Annotated in this window: 2 protein-coding genes and 1 pseudogene; all 3 read left to right on the forward strand. The window is 43.9% G+C overall.

Annotation, left to right across the window (positions count from 1 at the left end):
- Nucleotides 1–1,232 (forward strand): site-specific DNA-methyltransferase (locus Xind_RS19445; RefSeq protein ID WP_187650928.1); only part of this gene is annotated, 1,232 nt, incomplete at its 5' end.
- 45 nt (nt 1,233–1,277) lie between these two features.
- Nucleotides 1,278–1,601 carry a phage holin, lambda family gene (locus tag Xind_RS19450; RefSeq protein ID WP_246432634.1) on the forward strand — a complete coding sequence of 108 codons (324 nt, stop codon included), beginning with the start codon at nt 1,278–1,280 and terminating at the stop codon, nt 1,599–1,601.
- Nucleotides 1,598–1,704 (forward strand): annotated as a pseudogene (locus tag Xind_RS21935) (structural protein); the annotation flags it as partial. The gene Xind_RS19450 and the pseudogene Xind_RS21935, both read left to right, overlap by 4 nt.

Consider the following 1,704-nt stretch of genomic DNA (forward strand, 5'->3'; position numbering starts at 1 on the left):
CAGGCACCTTACGCCCTTGTAAAGAAGAAAGTGTGAACTGGGATACCACGGAAAACTTGTTTATTGAGGGTGATAACCTTGAAGTGCTTAAGTTATTACGAAAGTCCTGTCACAAGAAAGTGAAGATGATTTATATCGATCCGCCTTATAACACAGGCAAGGATTTTATTTATCAAGATAGCTTCCGTGACAACTGGCTCAATATGATGTACCCCAGATTGAAGTTAGCCAGAGATTTATTGTCTGACGATGGCATTATCTTTATATCGATAGATGATCATGAAGTGGTTAATTTGTCTTATTTGTGCAATGAGATATTTGGTGAAGGCAATTTCGTTGAAAGATTGATTTGGAAAAATGGAAGAACTTCATCATCAACGTTTACACGAGAACACGAATATATCTTGGTATATGCAAAAGACCTGTCACAGTTACCCCGTATTGTTTATAAGGGCGATGATAGCCTGGTTTCAGATCGCGCAATAAAAAAGGTAAGCGTAAAAAACCCGGCGTCAGAAATAACCTTCCCTGCCGGGATTAAGTTCCTGGGTGAAAATAAAACGTTTCCGTCAGTATTTGGCGATAAAGAAGCCGTTGAAGTGACTGCCGGTGTATTTGAGTGTAAGGATGGAGCCTTAGCCAGTGAAGTTACGCTAAAGGCGGGCTGGACGATGAAGCGTCAGATCGAAAACTGGCTGTCAGGGAATGAGACTTTTGACTCTAAAGGGCAGCAGGTTGTTGAGTTCTTTTTCAAACAGAACGGTGTGCTCCAGTATGTTAAAAAGCGCGGCACCGAACACCCGAAAACAATAATAACCGGTTTTACCACGAAGCAGGGAAGTAAAGAGGTTGAAGCCCTTCTCGGTTCTTCTGTTTTTGATTATCCCAAGCCGACAGGATTAATTGAGCACTTAATGAAGGTCACGGATAGCGAAGATATCATTCTTGATTTTTTTGCAGGAAGTGGTTCTACCGGACATGCGGTGTTGAAACAAAACAAGAAAGATGGCGGCAGAAGAAAGTTTATTCTGGTTCAATTGCCGGAGCCTGTCTCAAAGAATGCGGGCGCAACAGCGTATTGTATCAGGGAGTCAATACCCGAATTGATTTCCAGAATTACCCTCCAAAGGATCAGAAAAGCCATTTTAAAAGAAGATAAAACGCAAGGTGTTAGGTTTTTCAAATTAGACCAGGCAATCATTGAACCCGATCATTACAACTCACCGGGGTAACCCTTGTTCACCCCACGGACGCCCATTATCTCAATGGGGTGGATTATGAAGATGAAAGAACATCCTGATTTATGGGCCGAACTGCTGAACGGCCTTAAAAACTCGTGGCCGCAGATATCCGGCTCTGTTTTGGCTATCGTCATTTGTTACGGACGTCTGGTGTATGACGGGGTAGACCGTAAAAACAAATGGGTAGAAGGCATTCTGTGCGGGGCGTTGTCATGGGGGATTTCGAGCGGCTTAGAGCTGTTCGGTATACCCAGTAATGCCGCCCCTTTCATTGGTGGGCTGGTGGGCTTTATTGGCGTTGAGAAGATACGTGAGTTTGCTATCCGCACTATCAATAAACGGTTGGGAGGTAAACAGTGACCAGAGGCATTCGCAATAACAACCCCGGCAATATTGATCATAACCCGAAGAATAAGTGGCAAGGTCAATTGCAGCATGACCCGAAGATTGAAAAGCGGTTCTG

Source organism: Xenorhabdus indica (genome assembly GCF_014467235.1).
GTDB classification, from domain to species: domain Bacteria; phylum Pseudomonadota; class Gammaproteobacteria; order Enterobacterales; family Enterobacteriaceae; genus Xenorhabdus; species Xenorhabdus indica.